Below are 26,771 nucleotides of genomic sequence, written 5' to 3' on the forward strand. Positions count from 1 at the left end.
ACTCGGCCCCGGTCCGCACGGACCGATCCACCCTTTAACGACACGTCCCGTGAGGCGTGGAAGGGAGAGACATGACCGAGAGCACGACCCCCGTCCCGGACCGCGTCAGGATCCTGGGGCCCGAGGAGATCCGACGTGCGCTCGTGCGCATCGCGCACGAGATCCTCGAGAGCGGCCACGGTGCCGACGACCTCGTCCTGCTGGGCATCCCGCACCGCGGCGTGCCCCTCGCCGAGCGGCTCGCCGCGCAGATCCTCGCCGCCGAGGGCATCGACCGCCCCGTCGAGGACCTCGCCGGCTCCCTCGACGTGACGATGTACCGCGACGACCTGCGGCAGCATCCCACCCGGGCCCCGAGCCCCACCCGCATCCCGCGCGGCGGCATCGACGGCCGCACCGTCGTCCTCGTCGACGACGTCCTCTTCTCCGGCCGCACCGTGCGCGCCGCCCTCGACGCCCTCGGCGCGATCGGCCGCCCCTCCGCGGTGCGCCTCGCGGTGCTCGTGGACCGTGGCCACCGCGAGCTCCCGATCCGCGCGGACCACGTCGGCAAGAACCTCCCCACCTCGCGCGGGGAGCGCGTCCACGTCGAGCTCGCCGAGACCGACGGCGAGGACGCGGTCGTCCTCGCCCGCCCCGCCGGCGAGGAGGAGACCCGATGAAGCACATGATCTCGATCGCGGACCTCTCCCGCGAGGAGGCGATCGCCGTGCTCGCGACCGCCGAGCACATGGCGCAGACCCAGTCCCGCTCGATCCGCAAGCTGCCCACTCTCGTGGGCACCACGGTCGTGAACCTCTTCTTCGAGGACTCCACCCGCACCCGCATCAGCTTCGAGGCGGCCGCCAAGCGCCTCTCCGCCGACGTCATCAACTTCTCCGCGAAGGGCTCGAGCGTCTCCAAGGGCGAGTCGCTCAAGGACACGGCCCTCACCCTGCAGGCGATGGGGGCGGACGCCGTCGTCGTCCGCTCCGGCTCCTCGGGCGCCGCGCACCTGCTGGCCCACGCGGGCTGGATCGACCAGCCGATCGTCAACGCCGGCGACGGCGCGCACGAGCACCCCACGCAGGCCCTGCTCGACACCTTCACCCTGCGCCGCCACCTGCGGCCGGGGGAGCCGGAGGCCGGGCTCGACGGCGCCCACGTCGTCATCGTCGGCGACGTGCTGCACTCGCGCGTCGCCCGCTCCAACGTCCTCCTGCTGACCCTGCTCGGCGCACGCGTCACGCTCGTCGCCCCGCCGGCCCTCGTCCCCGTCGGCGCGAGCGCCTGGCCGTGCGAGATCACCTACGACCTCGACGAAGCGCTCGGGCAGGGCCCGGACGCCGTCATGATGCTCCGCGTCCAGCGCGAGCGGATGGTCGGCGGCGGGTTCTTCCCGACCGCGGGGGAGTACTCGCGCCGCTACGGCCTCTCCACCGCCCGCGCCGCGGCGCTGCCCGAGCACACGCGCGTCATGCACCCCGGCCCCATGAACCGCGGCTTCGAGATCGCCGGTGACGTGGCCGACGGCCCCCGCAGCGTCATCGTCGAGCAGGTCTCCTCCGGCGTGTTCGTCCGGATGGCCGTGCTCTACCACCTGCTCGCCACCGACTCCCGGGAGGACGCCCGATGACCACCGCACCCACCCTCCTCCTGCGCGGGGGCCTGCTCTACGGCGAGACCGCGGCGGACCTCCTCCTCGAGGGCGGCGAGATCGCCGCCGTCGGCACGGACCTCGAGGCGCCCGCGGGCGCCGAGGTGATCGACGTGGACGGCTGCGTGGTCCTCCCGGGCCTCGTCGACCTCCACACGCACCTGCGCGAGCCGGGCGGCGAGGAGGCGGAGACCGTCGAGACCGGCACCCGCGCCGCCGCCCGCGGCGGCTACACGGCAGTCCACGCGATGGCCAACACGACCCCCACCGCGGACACGGCGGGCGTGGTGGAGCAGATCGCCCGCGCGGGCGAGAGCGCCGGCTGGTGCACCGTGCGGCCCGTCGGCGCCGTCACCGTGGGCCTCGCGGGGGAGCGGCTCGCCGAGCTCGACGCCATGGCGAGCTCCCGGGCCCGCGTGCGCGTGTTCAGCGACGACGGGAAGTGCGTGCACGACCCCGTCCTCATGCGCCGCGCGCTGGAGTACGTGAAGTCCTTCGACGGCGTCATCGCCCAGCACGCGCAGGACCCGCGCCTCACCGAGGGCGCCCAGATGCACGAGGGCGAGGTCTCCGCGCAGCTCGGGCTCGCCGGCTGGCCCGCCGTCGCCGAGGAGTCCGTCATCGCCCGCGACGTGCTGCTCGCCCACCACGTCGGCTCCCGCCTGCACGTCTGCCACCTGTCCACCGCGGGCAGCGTCGACATCATCCGCTGGGCCAAGCAGCGCGGCATCGCCGTGACCGCCGAGGTCACGCCGCACCACCTGCTGCTGACCGACGAGTCCGTGCGCGGCTTCGACGCCCGCTACAAGGTGAACCCGCCGCTGCGCACGCAGGCGGACGTCGAGGCGGTCCGCGAGGGCCTCGCCGACGGCACGATCGACATCGTCGCGACCGACCACGCCCCGCACCCCGCGGACGCCAAGGACCGCGAGTGGGACCAGGCGGCGATGGGCATGACCGGCCTCGAGACCGCGCTGTCCATCGTGCAGTCCACGATGGTGGACCGCGAGGCGCTCAGCTGGCGCGACGTCGCCCGCGTCATGTCCGAGACCCCCGCGCGGATCGGCCGGGACGAGGACCAGGGCCGCCCCCTCGAGGCCGGCAGCCCCGCGAACGTGCTCGTGTGGGACCCGCGCCCCACGACCGTCGTCGACCCCGCCGTGCACGCCTCCCGCAGCATGAACAGCCCCTTCACGGGCCGGGAGCTGCCGGGCCGCAACCGCCTCACCGTCCACCGCGGCCGCGTCACCGTGCGCGACGGCGCCCTCGTCGAGGGCTGAGGCGCGATGGACCGCCTTCTGCCCGTGCTCGTGCTCGCGGTGGTGTTCCTCGCGGCGCTCGGCCTCATGGTGCTCGGCTGGCGTCTGCGCGGCCGGCGCCAGTCCGGCCTACCCGCCCCGGACCGCCGCAGCGAGCTCGCCGACCTCGGCGAGGAGACCGAGGTGGGGCCCGTCGACGCGATCTACGTCGACACCGTCCTCGCCGACCGTCCCCTCGAGCGGGTCGTCGCCCACGGTCTCGGCGCGCGCTCCACGGCGCGCGTGAGCCGCGGCGACGGCGGCTCCTGGCGGATCCTCCGTCAGGGAGCCCCGTCCCTGACCATCCCCGCCGCCGCCGTCCTCGACGTCGCCTCCGCCCCCGGCATGGCCGGGAAGTTCGTGGGCGGCGACGGACTCCTCGTCATCCGCTGGCGCCTCGGCGACCAGGACCTCGACACCGGCCTCCGCCTCGGCGCACGCGCCGACCACGACCTGCTGCTCTCCCGGAAGGAGCACCCATGACCGCCCCCACCCCCGCTCGGGAGCGCCGAGGCGCCTCGCGCACCGAGCCCGCCCTGCTGATCCTCGAGGACGGCACCACCCTGCGCGGCAGCGCCTACGGCGCCCGCGGCTCCCGCCTCGGCGAGGTCGTCTTCTCGACCGGCATGACCGGCTACCAGGAGACCCTCACGGATCCCTCCTACGCCGGGCAGATCGTCGTGCAGACCGCTCCGCACATCGGCAACACCGGCGCCAACGCCCAGGACATGGAGTCCTCCCGGGTGTGGGTGCGCGGCTACGCCGTGCGCGAGGCCAGCCGCGTCGCCTCGAACTGGCGCTCCGAGCAGACCCTCGACGAGCTGCTCGAGAGCCAGGGCGTCGTCGGCATCGCCGGCATCGACACCCGCATGCTCACCCGCGTGCTGCGCGAGACCGGCTCCCTGCGCGGCGGCGTCTTCTCCGGCGACGCCCTCGCCGCGGGCGAGGCGGCCCTGCTCGAGCAGGTCCGCGAGCAGCCCTCCATGGAGGGCGCGAGCTTCGTCGACGAGGTCACCATCGCCCAGCCGCTGCTGCTCGAGCCCGAGGGCGAGGCGATCGGCACGGTCGCCGCCGTGGACCTCGGCATCAAGGGCGCGACCCCCCGCGCGATGCTCGAGCGCGGGCTGCGCGTGCACCTGCTGCCCGCGACGACGACCCTCGAGGAGCTCCGCTCCACCGGCGCGGACGCCGTCTTCTTCTCCAACGGCCCGGGCGACCCGGCGACCGCCGACGCGCAGGTCGAGCTCCTGCGCGGCGTGCTCGACGCCGGGCTGCCGTTCTTCGGCATCTGCTTCGGCAACCAGCTGCTGGGCCGCGCCCTCGGCTTCGAGACCTACAAGCTCAAGTACGGGCACCGCGGCATCAACCAGCCGGTGCTCGACCGCGAGTCGGGCACCGTCGAGATCACGGCCCACAACCACGGCTTCGCGGTGGACGTCCCGCTCGAGGGCGAGCACACCGCCCCCCACGACGGCGGCCGCTACGGGAAGGTCGTCGTCTCCCACGTCGGCCTCAACGACGACGTGGTCGAGGGTCTGCGCTGCCTCGACCTGCCGGCCTTCTCGGTCCAGTACCACCCCGAGGCCGCCGCGGGACCCCACGACGCCTCGTACCTCTTCGACCGCCTCGTCGACCTCGTGCGCGCCCGCCGCGCCGGCGACCAGAGCAAGGAGTCCTGATGCCCCGCCGCACCGACATCTCGTCCGTCCTCGTCATCGGCTCCGGCCCGATCGTCATCGGCCAGGCCGCCGAGTTCGACTACTCCGGCACCCAGGCCTGCCGCGTGCTCCGCGAGGAGGGCCTGCGGGTGATCCTCGTGAACTCGAACCCCGCGACGATCATGACCGACCCGGAGATCGCCGACGCCACGTACGTCGAGCCGATCGACCCCGACGTCATCCGGACGATCATCGCCGCCGAGCGCCCCGACGCGATCCTGCCGACCCTCGGCGGGCAGACGGCGCTCAACGCCGCCGTCGCCCTCGCCGAGAACGGCACCCTGGAGGAGTTCGGCGTCGAGATGATCGGCGCGAGCCTCGACGCGATCCAGAAGGCCGAGGACCGCCAGCTGTTCAAGGGCGTCGTCGAGCGCGTGGGCGGGGACTCTGCCCGCTCCCGGATCTGCCACAGCATCGAGGACCTGCTCGAGGCCGCCGACGAGCTCGGCTACCCGATGGTCGTGCGCCCGAGCTTCACCATGGGCGGCCTGGGCTCCGGCATGGCCTACGACGAGGCGGACCTGCGCCGCATCGGCGGCGACGGCCTGCACTACTCGCCGACCACCGAGGTGCTCCTGGAGGAGTCGATCCTCGGCTGGAAGGAGTTCGAGCTCGAGCTCATGCGCGACCGTGCCGACAACTGCGTGGTCATCTGCTCGATCGAGAACGTCGACCCCGTGGGCGTGCACACCGGCGACTCGGTGACCGTCGCCCCCGCGCTGACCCTCACCGACGTCGAGCTGCAGAAGCTCCGCGACCTCGGCATCGGCATCATCCGCGAGGTCGGCGTCGACACGGGCGGCTGCAACGTGCAGTTCGCGGTGGACCCCGCGACGGGGCGCGTGGTCGTCATCGAGATGAACCCCCGCGTCTCCCGCTCCTCGGCGCTCGCCTCCAAGGCGACGGGCTTCCCGATCGCGAAGATCGCCGCGCGCCTCGCGATCGGCTACACGCTCGACGAGATCCGCAACGACATCACCGGCACCACCCCGGCGAGCTTCGAGCCGACCCTCGACTACGTCGTCGTCAAGGTGCCCCGCTTCGCCTTCGAGAAGTTCCCGGCGGCGGACCCGACGCTCACCACGACCATGAAGAGCGTCGGCGAGGCGATGGCCCTGGGCCGCAGCTTCACCGAGGCGCTCGGCAAGGCGCAGCGCTCCCTCGACGTCAAGGGCGCCGCGGTCTCCTACGCGGGCCGGCCGCCGAGCCCCGCCGAGGTCACCGAGCTCATCGATGCCTCCCGGATCGCGACCGACGGTCGCCTCGGGGCGCTCGCCCGCGTGCTGTGGTCCGCCGCGGAGGGCGTCGTGGACGTCGACGAGACGCTCGAGCGGGTCCACGAGGCCACCGCGATCGACCCGTGGTTCCTGGACCAGATGCTGCTGGTCGCGGAGATCGCCGCCGAGATCCGCTCGGCCTCCGTGCTCGACGCGGAGCTCATGCGGCTGGCCAAGCGCCACGGCCTCTCCGATGACCAGATCGGCGAGCTGCGCGGCCAGGGCGGCGACGTCGTCAAGGGCGTGCGCGAGGCGCTCGGCATCAACCCCGTCTTCAAGACCGTGGACACGTGCGCCGCCGAGTTCGCCTCGAGCACGCCGTACCACTACTCGAGCTACGACCAGGAGACGGAGATCGAGCCGCGCGAGCGGCCGGCCGTGCTCATCCTCGGCTCGGGCCCGAACCGGATCGGCCAGGGTATCGAGTTCGACTACTCGTGCGTCCACGCGGTGCTCGCCCTCGGCGACCGGGACCTCCCCGGCGGCGGCTACGAGACCGTCATGGTCAACTGCAACCCCGAGACCGTGTCGACGGACTACGACGTCGCCGACCGCCTCTACTTCGAGCCCCTCACCTTCGAGGACGTCGTCGAGGTGTACGAGGCGGAGAAGGCCGTGGGCCCCGTGGCCGGCGTCATCGTGCAGCTCGGCGGGCAGACCCCCCTCGCCCTCGCCCGCCGGCTCGAGGCCGCGGGCCTGCCGATCATCGGCACGAGCCCTGCGGCGATCGACCTCGCCGAGGACCGCGGCCACTTCGGCGCCGTCCTCGCCGACGCCTCCCTCCCGGCCCCGCCCTACGGCACCGCCTGGGGGCTCGGCGACGCGCTCGAGGTGGCCCGAGAGGTGGGCTACCCCGTGCTCGTGCGCCCCAGCTACGTGCTGGGCGGCCGCGGCATGGAGATCGTCTACGACGAGGCGCAGCTGACGGACTACGTGGGCCGCAACCTCCCCGAGGGCGGTCGCGCCGAGGCGCCGATCCTCATCGACCGCTTCCTCGACACCGCGACCGAGATCGACGTCGACGCCCTGTACGACGGCGAGGAGCTCTACATGGGCGGGATCATGGAGCACATCGAGGAGGCCGGGATCCACTCGGGCGACTCGGCCTGCACCCTGCCCCCGGTGACCCTCGGCGACGGCGTGCTCGAGCGGATCCGCGAGTCGACCCTCGCGATCGCGCGCGGCGTGGGCGTGCGCGGCCTGCTGAACGTGCAGTACGCGCTCGCGCAGGACATCCTCTTCGTCCTCGAGGCGAACCCGCGCGCCTCCCGCACGGTGCCCTTCGTCTCGAAGGCCACCGGCGTTCAGCTCGCCCAGGCCGCCGCCCGCGTCATGGCGGGGGAGAGCGTCGCGCAGCTGCGGGCCGCGGGCGTGCTGCCCGCGGAGGGCGACGGCACCTCGCTCCCGGACGACGCGCCGATCGCGGTCAAGGAGGCCGTCCTGCCCTTCAAACGGTTCCGCACCGCCGAGGGCCGCGCGGTGGACTCCCTGCTGGGCCCCGAGATGCGCTCGACCGGCGAGGTGATGGGCCTGGACACGACCTTCCCGCTCGCCTTCGCGAAGTCGCAGCTGGCGGTCTCCGGCCAGGGTCTGCCCACCTCCGGGGCGGTGTTCGTCTCCGTGGCCGACGGCGACAAGCGCGGCGTGGTGCTGCCCGTCGCGCGGCTCGCGGCCCTCGGCTTCGAGATCCTCTCCACCGCGGGCACCGGCCGTGTGCTGCGCCGTTCCGGCATCCCGTGCCGGGTCCTGCGCAAGGCCTCCGAGGCCGGCGAGGGCGACAGCGTCATCGAGATGATCGAGTCCGAGCAGATCGCGCTCGTGCTCAACACCCCCTCGGGCTCCGACGCCCGCGCGGACGGCTACGCGATCCGCGCGGCGGCGACGAGCATGGACGTCCCGATCATCACCACGCTGCAGGAGTTCCAGGCGGCCGTGCAGGCGATCGAGGCGCTCCCGGAGGAGCCGTTCTCGGTGCTCAGCCTCCAGGAGCACACCGCACGCCTCGTGGCCGCGCGGACGGTGACGGCGTGAGCAGCACGGCCGGGGCGACCGGGCCGGTGAGCTTCGGCGCACGGCTGCAGGCCGCCGTCGCGGAGCACGGCCCGCTGCTCGCCGGCGTGGACCCCCACGCGGGGCTGCTCGCGCAGTGGGAGCTGCCGGACTCCCCGGCCGGGCTGGCCACCTTCTCCCGGGCGGTGCTCGACGCCGTGGACGGGCAGGTCGCCGCGATCAAGCCGCAGTCGGCGTTCTACGAGCGCCACGGCTCCCGCGGTCTGGCGGTGCTCGAGGAGCTGCTCGCCGGTGCCCGGGAGCGCGGCATCCTCACGATCCTCGACGTCAAGCGCGGGGACATCGGCTCCACCATAGGCGCCTACGCCGAGGCGTACCTGCGCCCCGGCGCCCCGCTCGAGGCCGATGCCATCACGGCGAGCCCGTTCCTCGGTGCCGGGTCCCTGGACCCCGCCGTGGACCTCGCGCTCGAGCACGGCAAGGGCGTGTTCCTGCTCGCGCTGACCTCGAACCCCGAGGGGCACGGCGTGCAGCACGCGATCGCGGCCGACGGCACGAGCGTCGCGCTCGGCGTGGCGCGACACGCCGAGGAGCGCGGCGGCGGCGACGGATCCGTCTGGGGCTCGGTCGGGCTCGTGGTCGGCGCGACGGTGGGGGACGCCTATCGTCGCCTCGGCCTGGACGCGGCCGCACCGAGCGTGCCGCTCCTCGCCCCGGGCTTCGGCGCCCAGGGCGCGGGCATCGCGGAGCTCGCCGACGTCTTCGGTGAATCCGCAGGTCACGTGCTGGTCTCGGTGTCCCGCGGGCTTCTCGCCGCGGGCCCGTCGGTCGAGGACCTGCGGGTGCGCGCGAAGGACCTGCAGGCCGACTACAGCTGAGCCGCGGCGACGGGGCGGGACCGGGGCGGATCACCGCTCCCCGGGCCCGCCCCGTCGGCGTCCCGGACGCCTCCCCGGGGGAGTGCACATGCCCCTGATCTGCGACACCTCGGGCGATCAGTGTGCTCCGACACGTCGATGGGGTTACGCTCTTCCCACGTGCGGGGGCCTTCCGGTTCCTGCGTACCACCAGCGACAGAAGAGGTTAGAACCGTGGCTCTCCCTCCCCTCACCCCCGAGCAGCGGGCCGAGGCCCTCAAGAAGGCCGCTGAGGCCCGCCGCGAGCGCGCCGCCATCAAGGCCCGGCTCAAGGACAGCGCCGGTCGTCGCAGCGAGGAGATCCAGAAGGTCCTCGAGGAGGCCGAGACCAACGAGGTGATCGGTCGCCTCCGCGTCGCGGCGCTGCTCGAGGCCCTCCCGGGCGTCGGCAAGGTCAAGGCGCAGCAGATCATGGAGGAGATCGGCATCTCCCCGTCCCGCAAGATCCGGGGCCTCGGCTCCCATCAGGCGGAGAAGCTCGTCTCGCACTTCTCGGAGTGACGCCGCTCGACGGGGCCGGTGCCGCCACGGCACCGGCCCCCGTGACGGTCCTCGCCGGCCCCACCGCGGTCGGCAAGGGCACGGTCTCCGCCGCGATCCGCGCGCGCTATCCCGAGATCTGGCTGTCCGTCTCCGCGACCACCCGTGCCCCGCGGCCCGGGGAGATCGACGGCGTGCACTACCGCTTCGTGAGCGAGGAGGAGTTCACCCGTCTCGTCGACGAGGGCCAGATGCTCGAGTGGGCCGTGGTCCACGGCCGCAACAAGTACGGGACCCCGCGCGGCCCCGTCGAGGAGATGCACGCGGCCGGCCGGCCCGTGCTCCTCGAGATCGACCTCGCCGGAGCCCGCCAGGTGCGCGAGACCATGCCCGAGGCGCACTTCGTCTTCCTCGCCCCGCCGGACTGGGACACGCTCGTGGACCGGCTCGTGGGACGCGGCACGGAGGACGAGGAGGAGCGGGCCCGCCGGCTCGAGACCGCGAAGGTCGAGCTCGCCGCCGAGAGCGAGTTCGACGTCACCATCGTCAACGACGTGGTGGAGCGCGCGGCGGACGAGCTCGCCGCGCTCCTCGGCGTCCGGCGCTGATCATCCGCCCCGCGCACCGGGCCAGGCGCGAGGGTCGGGGGAGTGCGCAGTCTCACCCGACCCCGCCCCGGAACGCCTCGCGCTCGCACGGCTCCAGGGCGTATCCTGGACCGTCGCACGCACACTTTCGATGAAGGGACTTCCGTGGCCGGAACCGTCGCCCAGCCCGAGGGCATCACGAACCCGCCGATCGACCGTCTCCTGGAGACCGTCGACTCGAAGTACGCCCTGGTGCTCTACGCGTCCCAGCGCGCCCGCCAGATCAACGCCTACTACTCGCAGCTCTCCGAGGGCCTGCTCGAGTTCGTCGGCCCGCTGGTGGACGTCGAGAACCAGGAGAAGCCCCTCTCGATCGCGCTGCGCGAGATCGACGAGGGCCTGCTGACCGTCCGCGAGGTGGACGAGGAGGAGCTCGCCGCGGCCGCCGCCCCGGATCCCGACGCCCCTGCCCCGCTCGTCCTCGGCGACGACGCCCCCGAGGCGCCGTCCACGGACTTCACGCTCTGAGATGACTCCTCCGGGACGCGCCGCGGATCTGAGCGGCGCACGGGTCCTGGTCGGCATCGGCGGCGGCATCGCCGCGTACAAGGCCGCGCACCTGGTGCGCGGCCTTGTCGGCGTCGGGGCCGAGGTGCGCGTGGTCCCCACCGCCGCGTCCCTCGAGTTCGTGGGCCGTGCCACCTGGGAGGCGCTGAGCCACCATCCGGTGCTCACGAGCGTCTTCGAGCAGGTCGACGAGGTCGCGCACGTGCGCCACGGCCAGGAGGCCGATCTGACGATCGTCGCCCCCGCCACCGCCGATCTGCTCGCTCGGATGCGGGCCGGCCGGGCGGACGACATGCTCACCGCCTCGCTGCTCGTGACCCGCGGGCCGGTCGTCGTCGCCCCGGCGATGCACACCGAGATGTGGGAGCACCCCGCCACCCGCGAGAACGTCGCCGTGCTGCGCGAGCGCGGGACGATCGTGCTCGAGCCGGCCGTGGGGCGCCTGACCGGCCCGGACTCCGGTGCGGGGCGACTGCCCGAGCCCGAGGCGATCCTCGCCGCCGCGCGCGCCGTGCTCGCCGCACCGCGCGCCGAGGACGGCGCCGTGCGCCGCGACCTCGCCGGGCGCACCGTGCTCGTTACCGCCGGTGGCACGCGTGAGGAGCTCGACCCCGTGCGCTATCTCGGCAACCACTCCTCGGGCAAGCAGGGCTGGGCGCTCGCCCATGCCGCCCTCGCCCGCGGCGCGCGCGTGCAGCTGCTCGCCGCCAACGTCGACCTCGAGACCCCTCCCGGCGCCGAGCGCGTGGACGTGGGCAGCGCCGCCGAGCTCGCCGAGGCCGTCGAGGCCCGTCTGGACGGCGTGGACGCCCTCGTCATGGCCGCCGCCGTCGCGGACTTCACGGCGGCCTCGCGCTCCGGGGACAAGATCAAGAAGGACGAGTCGCAGCCGGACTCCGTGCCCGTGCTCGCGCTCGCCCGCACCCGCGACATCCTGCGTCACAGCGTCGAGGTGCGCTCCGTCTCCTCCCACCCGGCGCGGCCCGTGATCGCCGGCTTCGCTGCGGAGACCGGGGGAGAGGGCGGCACCGCCCTCGAGCTCGGGGCGCAGAAGGCGCGACGCAAGGGCGCGGACCTGCTCGTCCTCAACGACGTCTCCACGGGCGTCTTCGGGGCCGAGGACAACGCGGTGCGGATCCTCGACGCCCAGGGGGAGATCCGCGGCGAGGCGAGCGGGAGCAAGGTCACGGTCGCCCACGCCGTGCTCGACGCGCTCGTCCCGCGCCTGCCTGTCCTACCCTGGGACGCATGACGTCCAGCGACCTGCGCACCTTCACGTCCGAATCGGTCACCGAAGGGCACCCCGACAAGATCTGCGACCAGATCTCCGACGCCATCCTCGACGACATGCTCGCGCAGGACCCCGGCGCCCGCGTCGCCGTCGAGACGATGGTGACCACCGGACTCGTGCACGTCGCGGGCGAGGTGCGCACCACCGGCTACAGCGACGTCGCCCGCATCGTGCGGGACGTCATCCGCGAGATCGGCTACGACTCCTCCGCGAAGGGCTTCGACGCGGACTCGTGCGGCATCGAGGTCTCGATCGGCGCGCAGAGCCCCGACATCGCCGCGGGCGTCGACGAGTCCTGGGAGCGCCGCGACGGCGGCTCCACGGAGGCCTTCGCGAACCTCGGCGCCGGGGACCAGGGCCTCATGTTCGGGTACGCCTGCAACGACACCCCCGAGCTCATGCCGCTGCCCGTGCACGCCGCGCACAAGCTCTCCGAGAACCTCTCCGAGGCCCGCCGCAGCGGAGTGCTGCCCTTCCTCCGCCCGGACGGCAAGACCCAGGTCTCGATCGGCTACGACGCCGACGGCGTGGCCCGCAGCGTCGAGGCCGTCGTCGTCTCCTCCCAGCACGACGACGATGTCGACGTGCGCGAGCAGCTCGACCCGGGCCTGCGCCGCGTGGTCATCGCCCCCGTGCTCGAGGAGCTCGCGGGCATCGGCCTGGACGTCGAGGACGTCACCTTCCACGTGAACCCCTCGGGCCGCTTCGTCATCGGCGGCCCCAAGGGGGACGCGGGCCTCACGGGCCGCAAGATCATCGTCGACACCTACGGCGGCATGGCGCGCCACGGCGGCGGCGCCTTCTCCGGCAAGGACCCGAGCAAGGTCGACCGCTCCGCCGCGTACGCGATGCGCTGGGTCGCGAAGAACGTCGTCGCCGCCGGCCTCGCGGACCGCTGCGAGGTGCAGGTCGCCTACGCGATCGGCGTCGCCGCCCCCGTCGGCCTGTACGTCGAGACGTTCGGGACCGGCAAGGTCGCCGACCACCTCATCGCCCGCGCCGTCGAGAAGGTCTTCGACCTGCGCCCCGCCGCGATCATCGACGCCCTGGACCTGCTCCGCCCGATCTACGCGCGCACCGCCGTGCACGGCCACTTCGGTCGCGAGCTGCCCGAGTTCACCTGGGAGCGCACCGATCGGGTCGCCGAGCTGGAGCGTGCCCTGTGAGCGCCGCGGACGCCGCGGCCCCCACCGCCTCCTCACCGGCGGCCCCCGGGCTCGACCCCGCCCTCGCCGCCCGGCTCAAGCGTGACCCGCAGGGGCTCGTGACCGCCGTCGTCCAGGACGCGAGCAGCCGTCGCGTGCTCATGGTCGGCTGGATGGACGACGAGGCCCTGCACCGCACGCTCACCACGGGCCGCGCGACCTACTGGTCCCGCTCCCGCCAGGAGCTGTGGGTCAAGGGGGAGACCAGCGGGCACGTGCAGTACGTGCGCTCCGCGTCCCTGGACTGCGACGGCGACACGCTGCTGCTCGAGGTGGACCAGATCGGCCCGGCCTGCCACCGCGACACCGACACCTGCTTCGACGGCGGGGAGCTGGAGGCCGTGGTCCTGCACCCGGAGGAGCGCACCGCATGAGCGCCGAGTCCTACCCCGAGCTCGTGGGCGGGATCGAGGGGGACGCCCTCGGCGTCGTCCAGCCCGACCGTGAGACCTTCCGCGCCCTCGCCGCCCGCCAGCGCATCGTCCCGGTGACCCTGCGGCTGCTCGCCGACGAGGACACCCCGATCTCCCTGTACCGCCGCATCACCCGCGGCACCGACGCGCGGGGCACGTTCCTGCTGGAGTCCGCCGGGGAGGGCGAGGACTCCCGCTGGTCGATCATCGGCGCCCGCGCCCGCGCCGTGCTCACCGAGTCCGGCGGCCGCGCCCGCTGGATCGGCGACGTGCCCGCGGGCCTCGCCGAGGGCGGCACGCCCGTCGAGGCGCTGCAGGAGATCACCTCCGCCTTCCGCGCCGCGCGGCTGCCGCACCTGCCCCCGTTCACGGGCGGCATGGTCGGCTACCTCGCCTACGACGCGGTGCGCTACTGGGAGCGCCTGCCCGACTCCCCGCCGGACGAGATCGGCCTGCCCGACCTCTCGATGCTGCTCGCCGAGGACGTGCTCGTCCACGACGCGCACGACGCGACCGTGCTGCTCGTCGCGAACGCCCTGAACATCGACGGCTCCCCGGACAACGTCGACGCCGCCTACGACGCGGCCGTGGACCGCCTCGACGCGCTGCGCGGGAAGCTCCGCGGCCCGGGCGGCGACGGCGCGGTCGCCTACACGGGCGTGCGCGAGGTCGAGCCGAAGTCCCGCACCGCCCAGCTCGAGTACGAGGCCGCGGTGCAGGAGGCGGTGCGCGACATCGTCGACGGCGAGATCTTCCAGGTCGTGCCCTCGCAGCGGTTCTCGCTGCCCACGGCGACCGACCCGCTGGACGTGTACCGGGTGCTGCGGCGCATGAACCCGAGCCCCTACATGTTCCTGCTGCGCACGACCGATGCCGACGGCGCCCCGATCGACGTGGTCGGCGCGAGCCCCGAGTCGCTCGTGACCGTGCGCGGCCGCACCGCGACCACCCACCCGATCGCCGGCTCCCGCCCCCGCGGCGCGAGCCCGGAGGAGGACCAGGCCCTCGCGGAGGAGCTGCTCGCCGATCCCAAGGAGCGCTCCGAGCACCTCATGCTCGTGGACCTCTCCCGCAACGACCTGCAGCGCTTCTGCGAGCCGGGCACGGTGGTGGTGCGCGACTTCATGCACATCGAGCGGTTCTCGCACATCCAGCACATCGTGTCCACGGTCACGGGCCGCCTCCGCGAGGACGCCCGTGCCTACGACGCGCTGCGCTCGACCTTCCCCGCGGGGACGCTCTCGGGCGCCCCGAAGCCCTCCGCGATGGCGATCATCGACCGGCTCGAGCCGGTGCGCCGCGGCGTCTACGGCGGCACGGTCGGCTACATCGACTTCGCCGGGGACATGGACATGGCGATCGCGATCCGCACCGCCGTGCTCAAGGACGGCACCGCCCACGTGCAGGCCGGCGGGGGAGTGGTGGCGGACTCGGTCCCCACGATGGAGCATCGCGAGACCCAGTCCAAGGCGGCCGCCGCCCTGCGCGCCGTCGCCTCCGCCGAGACCCTGCGGCCCGCATGAGCGCCGACGACACCACCCCGGCGCCGTTGCCCGAGCGCACCGACAGCGCAGACAGCGCTGTCGAGGCTCGCACGACCGGCGCCCCGGACGGACCGACGGGCCGCCGCCGCGGACCGGGCCGCCGGGGCGCGGTCCTGGGCGGACTCGTCATCGCGGGCCTCGTCGCCGGCAGCACCCGCACCAGCTGGGCGACCGCCACCGCCCCGGACATCACCGGAGCCGTGCAGACCTATCCCGTGACCGGTGCGGACGCCGCCCCGGCCGTGCTCGCCCTGTCGCTCGTGGCCCTCGCGGCCGCGGCCGCGACCTCCCTCTCCTCGCGCTGGGTGCGCTGGGTGACCGGCCCCGTGCTGGCCCTCGCGGGCATCGGCACCGTCGTGGCCGCCGCCGGCATGCTCGGCGACCCCACGGCGGCCTCCGCCGGCGCGGTCGCCGACGCGACGGGCATCTCCGGCGTCGAGCTGCACGCGACCGCGAGCGCCTGGCCCGTCGCCGCGATCGTCGGCGGCGCGCTGCTCGCCCTGCTGGGCGTCCTCGTGCTCGTCGTGGGCGGCCGCTGGCCCCGCGGGAGCAGCCGCTACTCGCGGGCGACGCTCGCCCCGCGCCGCGCCGTGGACCCGGAGCAGGACCCGGCCGCCGCCTGGGACGCCCTCACCCGGGGCGAGGACCCCACCGAGCCCCCGGACGACGACGCCGACCCCGATGCCGACGCGGAGCCCGCGCCGGCCCAGGAGCACGCCGACGCAGCGGACGAGCAGGTCCCCGCGACGTCCGATGACCCGCGTCACAGCGCCGCGTCAGGACCCGCCGCACGCCCCGCGGACCGCGAAGATCCGCCCGCTGGCGTGGCACAATGACCCCGTACCCCACGCCTTCGATCGGAGCTGGACGATGACCAAGACCTACACGGTGCCGCCGCCCCCGCCGCACAACGAGGGCAAGACCCCCGCCGCCTGGACGCTCAGCCTCGGCGTCGTGATCGGCATCACGCTCGCGGCGCTCGGCATGGTCATCGGAATGCCCGCGCTGCTCGTCGTCGGCATCGTCGTCACGGCGCTCTCCGTCGTCGCCGGCGTCGTCATGTCCGTCGTCGGCCTCGGGAAGAAGCGCCCCACCCGCTCGGCCGCCACCTCGTGAGCTCCGCGGTGCGGGCCGGGGACGGCCTCCCCGCGCCGGAGGACCCGCGCCCCCGCGGCCCGCACCGCGCCCTGCTCCCGCTCGGCATCGCCCTCGGCGGCGCCGGCCTCGCCCTGCTCGTGCAGCAGGTGTTCGACCCCTTCCGCACGGACATCCCGCTGTGCGCGGTGTACCACCTCACCGGTCTGTACTGCCCCGGCTGCGGCGCCACCCGCGCCGTGCACGCGCTGCTCGACGGCGATCCGCTGCTCGCCCTGCGCAACAACGTCCTCATCGTGGTCGCCCTGCCCGTCGTCGCCGCGGGACTCGTACTCTGGACCGCACGGCGAGTGCAGGGACGCACCCTCGGCCCGCCGCCGCAGGTCGTGGTCGTCCTCCTCGCCGTGCTGGCCCTCGTGTTCGCGGTGCTCCGCAACATCCCGGCCTTCTGGTTCATCGCCCCGACGTCCCTGATCGGCGCCTGATCTGGCCCCGCCGTGATCGGCCCGACCCCTGCAGGAGTGCACCCGTGACCCTCACCGGAACCGTCCTCGACGAGATCATCGTCGGCGTCCGCGAGGACCTCGCCGCCCGCCGCGCCGAGGTCCCCCTCGCCGCGGTCGAGGAGCGCGCCGCGGCGACCGCCCCGGCACGGGACGCCCGCGCCTCCCTCGCGGGCGACGGCACGACCATGGGTCTGATCGCGGAGGTCAAGCGCCGCAGCCCCTCCAAGGGCGCGCTCTCCGAGATCCCCGAGCCCGCCGTCCTCGCGGCTGCCTACGCGGGCGCGGGGGCGAGCGCGATCAGCGTGCTCACGGAGGAGCGCCGCTTCGGCGGCACCCTCGCGGACCTCGACGCCGTGCGCGCCCGGGTCGAGGTGCCCGTGCTGCGCAAGGACTTCGTCGTGGACCCCTACCAGGTGACCGAGGCGCGGGCCCACGGAGCGGATCTCGTGCTGCTCATCGTGGCCGCGCTCGACGACGCGCTCCTGCGGGACCTGCACGACCAGATCACGGGCCTCGGCATGCAGGCCCTCGTGGAGACCCACACCGAGGAGGAGGTCGAGCGCGCCCTCGCCCTCGGCGCCGACATCGTCGGCGTCAACGCCCGCAACCTGCGCACCCTCGACGTGGACCTCGACCGCGCCGCCGCGCTGCTGCGGCGGATCCCCGCCGGCCCCCTCGCGATCGGCGAGTCCGCCGTCGCAGGCGTCGCGGACGTCGAGGCCTACGCGGCCGCCGGCGCCGACGCCGTGCTCGTGGGCGAGGCCCTCGTGACCACCGACGACCCGGCCCGCGAGGCCGCCGCCTTCCGCGCGGTCACCCGCCGCGGCCGGCCCCAGCAGGACGGAGAGAGCCGATGACCGACACCGCTCCCCAGGACGGCCCCGTGCTGCCCGAGCTCACCCGCCCCACGACGCCGCTGCGCGCCGTCACCGGCCCCTACTTCGGCGACTTCGGCGGGCGCTTCCTGCCCGAGGCGCTCGTGCCCGCCCTCGACGAGCTCACCGAGGTCTACGAGAAGGCTCTCGTGGACCCGGAGTTCCTCGCCGAGTACCGCCGGCTGTGCGCCGAGTACACCGGCCGCCCCTCCCTGCTCAGCGAGGCGCCGCGGTTCTCGAGGCTCGCCGGCGGCGCGCGGATCCTGCTCAAGCGCGAGGACCTCAACCACACCGGCAGCCACAAGATCAACAACGTGCTGGGCCAGGCGCTGCTCACGCGGCGCATGGGCAAGACCCGCGTCATCGCGGAGACCGGCGCCGGCCAGCACGGCGTCGCGACCGCGACCGCCGCGGCCCTGTTCGGCCTCGAGTGCACGATCTACATGGGTGAGGAGGACACCGAGCGGCAGGCGCTGAACGTCGCCCGGATGCGCCTGCTCGGGGCGGACGTCGTCGCCGTGTCCCAGGGGTCCCGCACGCTCAAGGACGCCATCAACGAGGCCTTCCGCGACTGGGTCGCCAACGTGGAGACCACCCATTACCTGCTGGGCACGGTCGCCGGCCCCCACCCCTTCCCGACGATGGTCCGCGACTTCCACCGGATCATCGGCGAGGAGGCCCGCTCCCAGGTCCTCGAGCGCACCGGCGCCCTGCCCGACGCGGTCGTCGCGTGCGTGGGCGGCGGCTCCAACGCCATGGGCATCTTCCACGCCTTCCTCGACGACACCGACCCGCTCGTGCGGCTCGTCGGCTGCGAGGCAGGCGGCGACGGAATCGCGACCGGACGCCACAGCGCGACCCTCACCGGCGGGACGCCCGGCGTGCTCCACGGGGCGCGCAGCTTCGTCATGCAGGACGAGGACGGCCAGACCATCCCCTCGCACTCCGTCTCCGCGGGGCTCGACTACCCGAGCGTCGGCCCCGAGCACGCCTGGCTCGCGGCGACCGGCCGCGCCGAGTACCGCGCGATCGACGACGGACCCGCGATGGACGCCTTCGCCCTGCTCTCCATGACCGAGGGCATCATGCCCGCCGTCGAGTCCGCCCACGCCCTCGCGGGAGCGCTCGAGCTGGGCCGTGAGCTGGGGGAGGGGTCCACGATCCTCGTGAGCCTCTCCGGCCGCGGCGACAAGGACGTCGACACGGCCTCGCGCTGGTTCGGCCTCGTCGACGACCAGGACCGCCCCGCCGAGCAGGGCACCTTCCCGGGCGTCCCCGGCGATCTCGAGCACCTGCGCGAGCTCGCCCGCGGCACCCTCGACACCCCTGCCCAGGAGGCCACGCGATGACCGCGCCCCGCTCCGTCGCCGCGAGCGGCACCGACCGGCTGCGCGCCGGCCATGCGATCGACGCCGCCCGCGCCGAGGGCCGCCCCGCCCTGATCGGCTACCTGCCCGTCGGCTTCCCGTCCGTGCAGGGCTCGATCGATGCCGCTCGCACGCTCATCGACCACGGTGCGGACATGATCGAGCTGGGCCTGCCCTACTCCGACCCCGTCATGGACGGCGCCGTCATCCAGCAGGCCGCGAGCGCGGCCCTCGCCGCCGGGACCCGCACCCGCCACGTGCTCGAGGCCGTCGAGGCGCTCTCCGGCCGCGGCGCCGCGATCCTCGTCATGTCCTACTGGAACCCGATCCTGGCCTACGGCCCGGACGCCTTCGCCCGGGACCTCGCCGGCGCCGGCGGCGCGGGGGTCATCACCCCGGACCTCATCCCCGACGAGGGCGCCGACTGGATCGCCGCGAGCGAGGAGCACGGGGTGGACCGCGTCTTCCTCGTCGCCCCGAGCTCCCCGGCCGACCGCCTCGCCTACGTCGCCGGGCACAGCCGCGGCTTCGTCTACGCCGCCTCCACGATGGGCGTCACCGGCACCCGCGCGAGCGTCTCCGCCGCGACCGAGGGCCTCGTCGAGCGCACCCGCGCCGCGGGCGCCCGCAACGTGTGCGTGGGCCTCGGCGTCTCCGACGGCGCCCAGGCCGCGCAGGTGGGCTCCTACGCCGACGGCGTGATCGTCGGCTCCGCCTTCGTGCGCGCGCTGATCGAGAGCCCCGAGGGCGACCTCGCGCCGCTCGCCGCCGTCGCCGACGACCTCCGCGCCGGCGTGGACCGCGCGCGCGGCGCCGGGGCACGGCCATGATCCCCAGCTCCCCGATCTCCGCGATCCACCTCGGACCGCTGACGATCCACTTCTACGCGATCTGCATCCTGCTGGGGATGGGCGTCGCCCTGTGGTGGGCCACGAAGCGCTGGGTGGCCCGCGGCGGGGACGGCGACGACCTCTTCGACATCGCCTTCGCGGGGATCATCGCCGGCATCGTCGGCGCCCGGGTCTGGCACGTCCTCACCTCCCCGGAGCCGTTCTTCGGCCCCGGCGGGAACCCTGTCGCGGTGCTCTACATCTGGCAGGGCGGCCTCGCGATCTACGGCGGCGTGGCCGGCGGCGCGATCGCCGTGTACGTCATGTCGCGGATCAAGAAGGTCTCCTTCGCCGCGCTCGCGGACACGATCGCCCCCACGCTGATGGTCGCCCAGGCGATCGGCCGCTTCGGCAACTGGTTCAACCAGGAGCTGTACGGCCCCCCGACGGACCTCCCCTGGGCCTGGCAGGTCACCTGCGTCACCAACGGCGAGACCATCGCCGGCTGCACCCCGGGCGGCTACCACCCGACCTTCCTCTACGAGCAGGTCTGGAACCTCCTCGGCGTGATCGTCCTGCTCGCGATCTCCCGCCGCCTCCACCTCGCGGGCGGCCGCGTGTTCTGGGCCTACGTCGGCATCTACTCCGCCGGGCGCGCCTGGATCGACGCGATCCGCACCGAGCCCGTCCTCATGGTGGGACCGCTGCGCATCCACACCGTGGTCGCCCTCGCCATGGTCGTGGTCGCAGTGGGTATGTTCTGCCTCCTGACGGTCCGCCGGCGTCGCCGCGGCGGTGAGACCGTCGCCGCCGACGGCGCCTTCGAGCTCTCCCCCCAGAACCCGGGGAACGGGCCCGACGAGACCGCCGTCGCCACCTCCGGCACCCCGCCCTCCGACCAGGACGAGCCCCGCACCGGATCGTAGGACCGGGCCCCCGCGCCACCGCGCGGCAGGCGCCAGGCCACGTCCGGAACCCGTCCCTCCCGACGCGCCCTGGCCGTCGGCCGAACCCTGAAGGGTCCCGCATGATCCCCCTCGACTCCCGCTTCTCCAGCCTCCCTCCCGCTCAGGGCCTCTACCGGCCCGAGAGCGAGGTCGACTCCTGCGGCGTGGCCATGGTCGCCACCCTCCGCGGCACTCCCGGGCACGACATCGTCGAGGCCGGGCTCACCGCCCTGCTCAACCTCGACCACCGCGGCGCCGTGGGCGCCGAGGAGAACACGGGCGACGGCGCGGGCATCCTGCTGCAGATGCCCGACGCCTTCCTCCGCGAGGTCTCCGGCCTCGAGCTCCCCGAGCGAGGCGCCTACGCGGCCGGCATCGGCTTCCTTCCCCGCGAGGACGCCGCCCGCGGCGAGGCCCTCGCGGCCCTCGACACGATCGCCCGGGAGGAGGGCCTGAGCGTCCTCGGCCGGCGAGAGGTCCCGATCGTCGAAGGGCTCGTGGGCCCCTCGGCGGCCGCCGTCCAGCCCCGCTTCGAGCAGGTCTTCCTCGTCGACGCGGCGGGGGAGCGCACCGGCCTCGCCCTCGAGCGCGCCGCCTTCGCGGTGCGCCGCCGGTTCGAGCACACGACCGGCGCGTACTTCCCCTCGCTCTCCACCCGGGTCATGGTCTACAAGGGCATGCTCACCCCGCAGCAGCTCGCGGACTTCTACCCGGACCTCGCCGACCCGCGGATGACCACCGAGCTCGCGGTCGTCCACTCGCGCTTCTCGACGAACACCTTCCCCGCCTGGCCGCTCGCGCACCCCTTCCGCGTGCTCGCCCACAACGGCGAGATCAACACCGTCATCGGCAACCGCAACCGCGTGCGCGCGGCCGAGGGCGTCATGTCCACCGACGTGTTCGGGGAGGACTTCTCGCGGCTGCTGCCCGTGAACAGCGAGGGCGCCTCCGACTCCGCGAGCCTCGACGAGGTCCTCGAGCTGCTGCACCTCTCGGGCCGCTCCCTCCCGCACGCGCTCATGATGCTCGTGCCGGAGCCGTGGGAGAACGACCCCCACATGGACCCCGAGCTGCGCGCCTTCTACGAGTACCACGCGGCGCTCCAGGAGCCGTGGGACGGCCCCGCCTCGCTCGTCTTCACCGACGGCACCCAGGTGGGCGCCCGTCTGGACCGCAACGGACTGCGCCCCCTGCGCTACTGGATCACCGAGGACGACCTCGTCGTCCTCGGCTCCGAGACCGGCCTGCTCGACGTGCCCCGCGAGCGGATCGCCCGCACCGGCCGCGTCGCCCCCGGCGAGATCTTCCTTGTGGACCTCGAGCGCGGCGAGGTCGTCCCGAGCGACGAGGTCAAGCACGAGATCGCGAGCGCTCAGCCCTACGGGCAGTGGGTCGCCGAGCAGAAGGTGCGCCTCGCGGACCTCCCGCGCCGCGAGCACATCGTCCACTCCCGCTCCTCGGTCGTGCGCCGCCAGCAGACCTTCGGCTACACGGAGGAGGAGCTGCGGGTGCTGCTCGCCCCCATGGCCGCCAAGGGCGCGGAGCCGCTCGGCGCGATGGGCACCGATACCCCGATCGCGGTGCTCTCGGACCGCCCGCGGCTCCTGTTCGACTACTTCACGCAGATGTTCGCGCAGGTGACGAACCCGCCTCTCGACTCGCTGCGCGAGGAGATCGTCACCAGCCTCGGCGTCACCATCGGCGCCTCGGGCAACCTGCTCGACGAGACGCCGGAGCACGCGCGCCAGCTCTCGCTCGACTTCCCGATCATCGACAACGACGAGCTCGCCACGATCTACGGCGTCCACACGCTCGAGGGCACCGCGGACTTCCGCGCCGCGCGCCTCAAGGGGCTGTACCACGTGGCCGGCGGAGCGCGGGCGCTCGAGGAGCGGCTCCACGAGATCTGCGAGGAGGCCGTCGCCGCGATCGACGCGGGCGCGACCTTCCTCGTGCTCACCGACCGCGACGCCAACGCGCTGCTCGCCCCGATCCCCTCGCTGCTCATGACCTCGGCCGTGCAGCACCACCTCGTGCGCACCGGTCGCCGCACCCGCGCCGCGCTCGTGGTCGAGGCGGGCGACGTGCGCGAGGTGCACCACGCGGCGCTGCTCATCGGCTACGGCGCGAGCGCCGTGAACCCGTACCTCGCGATGGAGAGCGTCGAGGACCTCGTGCGCCGCGGCGTCCTCGGCGACGTGACCCCGGAGAAGGCCGTCGCGAACCTCAACTACGCGCTCGGCAAGGGCGTCCTGAAGATCATGTCGAAGATGGGCATCGCGACGGTCGCCTCCTACCGCGGCGCGCAGATCTTCGAGGCCGTGGGCCTCGCCGAGGACTTCGCGGAGACCTGGTTCCCCGGCACCACGACCCGGATCGGCGGCATCGACCTCGAGGTCGTCGCGAAGGAGAACGCGGCGCGCCACGCGCTCGCGTACCCCGTCGAGGGCGACCAGCTCGCGCACCGCCGCCTCCCCGTGGGCGGCGAGTACCAGTGGCGTCGCGAGGGCGAGCCGCACCTGTTCACCCCGGAGACCGTCTTCCGCCTCCAGCACTCGACCCGCAGCCGCCGCTACGACGAGTTCCGGAAGTACACGGACGCCGTGGACGACCAGCACGAGCGGCTCATGACGATCCGCGGCCTGCTGCGCCTGCGCACCGGCCAGCTGAACCCGGTGCCGATCGAGGAGGTCGAGCCGGTCGAGTCGATCACCAAGCGCTTCATGACCGGTGCGATGAGCTACGGCTCGATCTCGCAGGAGGCGCACGAGACCCTCGCGATCGCGATGAACCGCCTCGGCGGCATGTCCAACAGCGGTGAGGGCGGCGAGGACCCCGAGCGCCTGCACGATCCCGAGCGCAGCAGCGCGATCAAGCAGATCGCCTCGGGCCGCTTCGGCGTGACGAGCGAGTACCTCAGCTTCGCCAAGGACATCCAGATCAAGATCGCGCAGGGCGCGAAGCCCGGCGAGGGCGGCCAGCTCCCGCCGGAGAAGGTCTACCCGTGGATCGCGCGGACCCGTCACTCGACCCCCGGGATCGGTCTCATCTCCCCGCCGCCGCACCACGACATCTACTCGATCGAGGACCTCGCCCAGCTGATCCACGACGCGAAGTCCGCGAACCCCGCGGCCCGCGTCCACGTCAAGCTCGTCTCCCGCTTCGGGGTGGGCACGGTCGCGACCGGCGTCTCGAAGGCGCATGCGGATGTCGTCCTCATCTCGGGGCACGACGGCGGCACCGGCGCGAGCCCGATGAACTCGCTCAAGCACGCGGGCACGCCCTGGGAGCTGGGCCTCGCCGAGACCCAGCAGACCCTGCTCCTGAACGGTCTGCGGGACCGCATCACCGTCCAGGTCGACGGTCAGATGAAGACCGGGCGCGACGTCGTCATCGCCGCACTGCTGGGCGCCGAGGAGTACGGCTTCGCGACCGCCCCGCTCGTCGTCTCCGGCTGCGTCATGATGCGCGTGTGCCACCTGGACACGTGCCCCGTGGGCGTCGCGACCCAGAACCCTGAGCTGCGCGCCCGCTACACCGGGCACGCCGACCACGTCGTGACCTTCTTCCAGTTCATCGCCGAGCAGGTGCGCGAGCACCTCGCGGCGCTGGGGCTGCGCTCCCTCGACGAGGCGGTGGGCCGCACCGACCTGCTGGGCCTCGCCGAGGACGACCGCTCCCGCAGCGAGCTCGCCCGCGCCAAGCACCGCGGGCTCGACCTCGAGGCGATCCTCGCGGCACCCACGATCATGGAGGGCGACTTCCCGCGCCGCCGTCGCGGGCAGGACCACCACCTCGACCTCGCCGCGGACCACCCGTGGATCGAGCAGGCGCTCCCCGTCATCGAGGGGGAGCAGGAGTCCGTGCGCATCACCGGCTCCATCCGCAACGTGCAGCGCACGACGGGCACCCTGCTGGGCCACGAGGTCACTCGCCGCACGGGCGGCGCGGGCCTCGCGGAGGACGCGATCGTGCTCGACCTCGACGGCACCGGCGGCCAGAGCCTCGGCGCCTTCCTCCCGGCGGGCGTGACCCTCGAGCTCACGGGCGACACGAACGACTACGTGGGCAAGGGGCTCTCGGGCGGCATCGTCGCCGTGGGCCACGGCCGCGGGACGACCGGCTCGCTGACCTCCGCCGCGATCGCGGGCAACACCTGCGCCTACGGCGCCACGAGCGGGAAGCTGTTCCTCGCGGGCGCCGCGGGCGAGCGCTTCGGTGTGCGCAACTCCGGCGCGACGCTCGTGGTCGAGGGCATCGGCGACCACGGCGCCGAGTACATGACCGGCGGCGTCGTCCTGGTGCTCGGCCCCACCGGCCGCAACCTCGGCGCGGGCATGAGCGGCGGCACGCTCTTCGTGCTCGACCTCGACGAGAACGACCTGAACCCCGCGGACGCCGCGACCTTCGAGATCTCCCCGGTCCGCGAGGACCACCGGGAGTTCGTGGTCTCCGCGATCCGTGAGCACGCCCGGCGCACGGGCTCCGACCGCGCGGCCTCGCTGCTCGCGGACGAGGACGAGCTGTTCGCGCGCCTCACCGAGATCGCGCCGCGCGCGTTCCTCGAGATCACCGGCATCCGCGAGGACGCCCTCGCCGCCGGGATCGACCCCGATTCGAACGAAGTCTGGAACACCATCATGGAGGCCACCCATGGCTGATCCCCGCGGATTCCTGCGGTACCGCGAGCGTGAGCTCCCCGAGCGTCGCCCGGTCCCCGTGCGCCTCATGGACTGGCGCGAGGTCTACGAGGCCCGCGAGAAGGGCACCCTCGACGTCGTGTCCCGGCAGGCCGGACGCTGCATGAACTGCGGCATCCCGTTCTGCCACCAGGGCTGCCCGCTGGGCAACCTCATCCCCGAGTGGAACGACCTCGTGTACCGGGGCGACTGGCAGGAGGCCGCCGAGCGGCTCCACGCGACGAACAACTTCCCGGAGTTCACCGGTCGCGCCTGCCCCGCGCCCTGCGAGTCCAGCTGCGTGCTCGGCATCAACCAGCCCGCGGTGACGATCAAGAACGTCGAGGTGTCGATCATCGACCGCGCCTTCGACGAGGGCTGGGTCCAGCCCGTCGAGGCGAGCCGCCAGACGGGTCGCTCGGTCGCCGTGGTCGGCTCCGGGCCCGCGGGCCTCGCGGCCGCGCAGCAGCTGACCCGGGCGGGCCACTCGGTCGTGGTGCTCGAGCGCGACGACCGCATCGGCGGCCTCCTGCGCTACGGCATCCCGGAGTTCAAGCTCGAGAAGCGCCACGTGGACCGCCGGCTGAAGCAGATGCGGGCCGAGGGCACGCGCTTCCGCACGGGTGTGGACGTGGGCGGCAGCGGCGAGGGCGCGATGAGCGTCGAGGAGCTGCGCAGCCGCTTCGACGCGGTGCTCGTGGCGACGGGCTCCTCCGCGCCGCGCGACCTGCCCGTCCCCGGCCGCGAGGCCGCGGGCATCTTCCCGGCGATGGAGTACCTCACCCAGGCCAACCGGCTCGTGGAGGGGGACACGCTCGAGGCGCCGATCTCCGCGGAGGGCAAGGACGTCGTCATCATCGGCGGCGGCGACACCGGCGCCGACTGCCTGGGCACCGCTCTGCGCCAGGGCGCGCGCTCGGTGACCACGCTGGCGATCGGCACCCAGCCGCCGGTCGAGCGCGACGAATCGCACCCGTGGCCCACGCACCCCGTGCTCTTCGAGGTGACGACCGCGCACGAGGAGGGCGGCGACCGCTCCTTCCTCGCCTCCACGACCGGCTTCGAGGTCGACGAGGACGGCGCCGTCACGGGCCTGCGCGTGGCGCGGACCCAGTACCGCGACGGCAAGCGGCTCCCGACCCCGGGCACCGACCAGGTGCTCCCGGCGACGCTCGTTCTCGTGGCCATGGGCTTCACCGGCCCGCAGCAGGAGGGTCTGGTCGAGCAGCTCGGTCTCGTGACCACCTCCCGCGGCAACATCGAGCACGACGACAGCTGGGAGACGAGCGTCCCCGGCGTCTTCACCGCGGGCGACTGCGCGCGCGGTCAGAGCCTCATCGTCTGGGCGATCGCGGAGGGTCGCAGCGCGGCCGCCGCGGTGGACCGTCACCTCATGGGCGCGAGCTCCCTCCCGGCGCCTGTCCACGCCGGGGAGACCGCGCTCACGGTGTGAAAGACTAGGCTCTGATCACGCGATGCTGCGTCCCCCGAGGCGGAGCGTCCCCACTCCGCCCTGGCCCGCGGCCCCT

General features: G+C 73.8%; 23 protein-coding genes. All 23 read left to right on the plus strand.

The genetic code is table 11. From position 1 onward, the window contains the following. Positions 1-71: 71 nt before the first annotated feature. Positions 72-662, plus strand: coding sequence for a bifunctional pyr operon transcriptional regulator/uracil phosphoribosyltransferase PyrR (gene pyrR, locus ABD080_RS10685; protein WP_137770894.1), 591 nt, complete (start codon positions 72-74; stop codon positions 660-662). Next, entirely contained in the window at positions 659-1,615 is a 957-nt protein-coding gene (locus ABD080_RS10690) for an aspartate carbamoyltransferase catalytic subunit (RefSeq protein WP_137770893.1), read from the plus strand. The genes pyrR and ABD080_RS10690 overlap by 4 nt, the downstream gene beginning before the upstream one ends. After that, positions 1,612-2,916, plus strand: a complete 1,305-nt coding sequence (locus tag ABD080_RS10695; protein WP_137770892.1) for a dihydroorotase — start codon at positions 1,612-1,614, stop codon at positions 2,914-2,916. Before ABD080_RS10690 ends, ABD080_RS10695 begins: the two co-directional genes overlap by 4 nt. Positions 2,917-2,922: 6 nt before the next feature. Next, a complete protein-coding gene (locus ABD080_RS10700) occupies positions 2,923-3,417 on the plus strand; it encodes a PH-like domain-containing protein (RefSeq protein ID WP_137770891.1) in 495 nt (164 codons plus the stop codon). Further along, a complete protein-coding gene (gene carA, locus ABD080_RS10705; protein WP_137770890.1) occupies positions 3,414-4,613 on the plus strand; it encodes a glutamine-hydrolyzing carbamoyl-phosphate synthase small subunit in 1,200 nt (399 codons plus the stop codon). The genes ABD080_RS10700 and carA overlap by 4 nt, the downstream gene beginning before the upstream one ends. Then, positions 4,613-7,960 (plus strand): carbamoyl-phosphate synthase large subunit, encoded by a 3,348-nt coding sequence (gene carB / locus ABD080_RS10710; RefSeq protein WP_137770889.1) that lies wholly within the window; start codon positions 4,613-4,615, stop codon positions 7,958-7,960. Before carA ends, carB begins: the two co-directional genes overlap by 1 nt. After that, complete coding sequence (gene pyrF, locus ABD080_RS10715) at positions 7,957-8,817, plus strand: orotidine-5'-phosphate decarboxylase (RefSeq protein ID WP_343904828.1); 861 nt, start codon at positions 7,957-7,959, stop codon at positions 8,815-8,817. The genes carB and pyrF overlap by 4 nt, the downstream gene beginning before the upstream one ends. A gap of 213 nt (positions 8,818-9,030) precedes the next feature. Next, positions 9,031-9,357 carry an integration host factor, actinobacterial type gene (gene mihF, locus ABD080_RS10720; protein WP_137770887.1) on the plus strand — a complete coding sequence of 109 codons (327 nt, stop codon included), beginning with the start codon at positions 9,031-9,033 and terminating at the stop codon, positions 9,355-9,357. After that, the gene (gene gmk, locus ABD080_RS10725; protein ID WP_137770886.1) at positions 9,354-9,944 is read left to right on the plus strand and encodes a guanylate kinase; all 591 of its coding nucleotides are present in this window, start codon (positions 9,354-9,356) and stop codon (positions 9,942-9,944) included. The genes mihF and gmk overlap by 4 nt, the downstream gene beginning before the upstream one ends. A gap of 144 nt (positions 9,945-10,088) precedes the next feature. Continuing rightward, a complete protein-coding gene (gene rpoZ / locus ABD080_RS10730) occupies positions 10,089-10,451 on the plus strand; it encodes a DNA-directed RNA polymerase subunit omega (RefSeq protein ID WP_137770885.1) in 363 nt (120 codons plus the stop codon). A gap of 1 nt (position 10,452) precedes the next feature. Continuing rightward, a complete protein-coding gene (gene coaBC / locus ABD080_RS10735; protein ID WP_137770884.1) occupies positions 10,453-11,742 on the plus strand; it encodes a bifunctional phosphopantothenoylcysteine decarboxylase/phosphopantothenate--cysteine ligase CoaBC in 1,290 nt (429 codons plus the stop codon). Next, a complete protein-coding gene (metK, locus tag ABD080_RS10740; protein ID WP_137770883.1) occupies positions 11,739-12,947 on the plus strand; it encodes a methionine adenosyltransferase in 1,209 nt (402 codons plus the stop codon). Before coaBC ends, metK begins: the two co-directional genes overlap by 4 nt. Continuing rightward, positions 12,944-13,360, plus strand: coding sequence for a phosphoribosyl-AMP cyclohydrolase (hisI, locus tag ABD080_RS10745; RefSeq protein WP_137770882.1), 417 nt, complete (start codon positions 12,944-12,946; stop codon positions 13,358-13,360). The genes metK and hisI overlap by 4 nt, the downstream gene beginning before the upstream one ends. Further along, positions 13,357-14,922: an anthranilate synthase component I gene (locus ABD080_RS10750; protein ID WP_168198094.1), complete on the plus strand. Its 1,566-nt coding sequence runs from the start codon at positions 13,357-13,359 to the stop codon at positions 14,920-14,922. Before hisI ends, ABD080_RS10750 begins: the two co-directional genes overlap by 4 nt. Then, a complete protein-coding gene (locus tag ABD080_RS10755) occupies positions 14,919-15,779 on the plus strand; it encodes a Trp biosynthesis-associated membrane protein (RefSeq protein WP_137770881.1) in 861 nt (286 codons plus the stop codon). The genes ABD080_RS10750 and ABD080_RS10755 overlap by 4 nt, the downstream gene beginning before the upstream one ends. Before the next feature lie 34 nt (positions 15,780-15,813). Beyond that, a complete protein-coding gene (locus tag ABD080_RS10760) occupies positions 15,814-16,059 on the plus strand; it encodes an HGxxPAAW family protein (RefSeq protein WP_137770880.1) in 246 nt (81 codons plus the stop codon). Next, positions 16,056-16,523, plus strand: coding sequence for a DUF2752 domain-containing protein (locus ABD080_RS10765; RefSeq protein WP_137770879.1), 468 nt, complete (start codon positions 16,056-16,058; stop codon positions 16,521-16,523). The genes ABD080_RS10760 and ABD080_RS10765 overlap by 4 nt, the downstream gene beginning before the upstream one ends. 44 nt (positions 16,524-16,567) lie before the next feature. Beyond that, positions 16,568-17,401 (plus strand): indole-3-glycerol phosphate synthase TrpC, encoded by an 834-nt coding sequence (trpC, locus tag ABD080_RS10770; protein WP_137770878.1) that lies wholly within the window; start codon positions 16,568-16,570, stop codon positions 17,399-17,401. Then, the gene (gene trpB / locus ABD080_RS10775) at positions 17,398-18,768 is read left to right on the plus strand and encodes a tryptophan synthase subunit beta (protein WP_137770877.1); all 1,371 of its coding nucleotides are present in this window, start codon (positions 17,398-17,400) and stop codon (positions 18,766-18,768) included. Before trpC ends, trpB begins: the two co-directional genes overlap by 4 nt. Continuing rightward, positions 18,765-19,616: a tryptophan synthase subunit alpha gene (gene trpA / locus ABD080_RS10780; protein WP_137770876.1), complete on the plus strand. Its 852-nt coding sequence runs from the start codon at positions 18,765-18,767 to the stop codon at positions 19,614-19,616. The genes trpB and trpA overlap by 4 nt, the downstream gene beginning before the upstream one ends. Next, positions 19,613-20,542, plus strand: coding sequence for a prolipoprotein diacylglyceryl transferase (gene lgt / locus ABD080_RS10785; RefSeq protein WP_137770875.1), 930 nt, complete (start codon positions 19,613-19,615; stop codon positions 20,540-20,542). The genes trpA and lgt overlap by 4 nt, the downstream gene beginning before the upstream one ends. Positions 20,543-20,643: 101 nt before the next feature. Next, positions 20,644-25,224, plus strand: coding sequence for a glutamate synthase large subunit (gltB, locus tag ABD080_RS10790; protein ID WP_137770874.1), 4,581 nt, complete (start codon positions 20,644-20,646; stop codon positions 25,222-25,224). Next, on the plus strand, positions 25,217-26,695 hold the full coding sequence (locus ABD080_RS10795; RefSeq protein WP_137770873.1) for a glutamate synthase subunit beta: 1,479 nt from the start codon (positions 25,217-25,219) through the stop codon (positions 26,693-26,695). The genes gltB and ABD080_RS10795 overlap by 8 nt, the downstream gene beginning before the upstream one ends. The last annotated feature ends 76 nt before the right edge of the window (positions 26,696-26,771 follow it).

The organism is Brachybacterium rhamnosum, assembly GCF_039526185.1.
Taxonomy (GTDB): Bacteria; Actinomycetota; Actinomycetes; order Actinomycetales; family Dermabacteraceae; genus Brachybacterium; species Brachybacterium rhamnosum.

What these genes read in the sequence shown, in the direction of transcription:
- pyrR (WP_137770894.1), top strand. Translation starts at nt 72, where the DNA reads ATGACCGAGAGCACGACCCCCGTCCCGGACCGCGTCAGGATCCTGGGG.
- ABD080_RS10690 (WP_137770893.1), top strand. Translation starts at nt 659, where the DNA reads ATGAAGCACATGATCTCGATCGCGGACCTCTCCCGCGAGGAGGCGATC.
- ABD080_RS10695 (WP_137770892.1), top strand. Translation starts at nt 1,612, where the DNA reads ATGACCACCGCACCCACCCTCCTCCTGCGCGGGGGCCTGCTCTACGGC.
- ABD080_RS10700 (WP_137770891.1), top strand. Translation starts at nt 2,923, where the DNA reads ATGGACCGCCTTCTGCCCGTGCTCGTGCTCGCGGTGGTGTTCCTCGCG.
- carA (WP_137770890.1), top strand. Translation starts at nt 3,414, where the DNA reads ATGACCGCCCCCACCCCCGCTCGGGAGCGCCGAGGCGCCTCGCGCACC.
- carB (WP_137770889.1), top strand. Translation starts at nt 4,613, where the DNA reads ATGCCCCGCCGCACCGACATCTCGTCCGTCCTCGTCATCGGCTCCGGC.
- coaBC (WP_137770884.1), top strand. Translation starts at nt 10,453, where the DNA reads ATGACTCCTCCGGGACGCGCCGCGGATCTGAGCGGCGCACGGGTCCTG.
- metK (WP_137770883.1), top strand. Translation starts at nt 11,739, where the DNA reads ATGACGTCCAGCGACCTGCGCACCTTCACGTCCGAATCGGTCACCGAA.
- ABD080_RS10750 (WP_168198094.1), top strand. Translation starts at nt 13,357, where the DNA reads ATGAGCGCCGAGTCCTACCCCGAGCTCGTGGGCGGGATCGAGGGGGAC.
- ABD080_RS10755 (WP_137770881.1), top strand. Translation starts at nt 14,919, where the DNA reads ATGAGCGCCGACGACACCACCCCGGCGCCGTTGCCCGAGCGCACCGAC.
- ABD080_RS10760 (WP_137770880.1), top strand. Translation starts at nt 15,814, where the DNA reads ATGACCAAGACCTACACGGTGCCGCCGCCCCCGCCGCACAACGAGGGC.
- trpB (WP_137770877.1), top strand. Translation starts at nt 17,398, where the DNA reads ATGACCGACACCGCTCCCCAGGACGGCCCCGTGCTGCCCGAGCTCACC.
- trpA (WP_137770876.1), top strand. Translation starts at nt 18,765, where the DNA reads ATGACCGCGCCCCGCTCCGTCGCCGCGAGCGGCACCGACCGGCTGCGC.
- lgt (WP_137770875.1), top strand. Translation starts at nt 19,613, where the DNA reads ATGATCCCCAGCTCCCCGATCTCCGCGATCCACCTCGGACCGCTGACG.
- gltB (WP_137770874.1), top strand. Translation starts at nt 20,644, where the DNA reads ATGATCCCCCTCGACTCCCGCTTCTCCAGCCTCCCTCCCGCTCAGGGC.
- ABD080_RS10795 (WP_137770873.1), top strand. Translation starts at nt 25,217, where the DNA reads ATGGCTGATCCCCGCGGATTCCTGCGGTACCGCGAGCGTGAGCTCCCC.